The sequence below is a fragment of the Flavobacterium aureirubrum genome, assembly GCF_038739835.1.
In the GTDB taxonomy this organism is placed as follows: domain Bacteria; phylum Bacteroidota; class Bacteroidia; order Flavobacteriales; family Flavobacteriaceae; genus Flavobacterium; species Flavobacterium aureirubrum.
In genome coordinates, this window is sequence record NZ_JBCGDO010000118.1 from 1 (window position 1) to 305 (window position 305).

The following is a 305-nucleotide window of genomic DNA, read 5'->3' on the forward strand; positions in this document are numbered from 1 at the left end:
CTCTGCGGCAAACGCAGCGTGCAATGTGACAATATGACACAGTAGTGTGTCCTCCAGGAAGTACAAAATGTGTCATAGGTGGTAAACTATCTTCCATTAAATCAATATCTTTTTCAAGAAATTCGATATCGGTTTCGAGAATTCCTAGGTTTTTAAGTCGTTTTTCGCCGTTTTTTTTAATTTCTTTTTCTGGTGGTGTTGCTAAAATAGCGCCAACTGTAAATAACCGGTCTTGTACTTCTATAAAAACATTTTTATACAATATATTGATGTTTTGGTCACGAATTAATCCGATGTGGGAATTG

At 35.7% G+C, this 305-nt stretch carries 1 protein-coding gene; it reads right to left on the minus strand.

What is annotated here, in order from left to right; genetic code table 11:
• On the minus strand, positions 1-305 hold a 305-nt coding region (locus WFZ85_RS16180; RefSeq protein ID WP_342697275.1), incomplete at both ends, for an ATP:cob(I)alamin adenosyltransferase.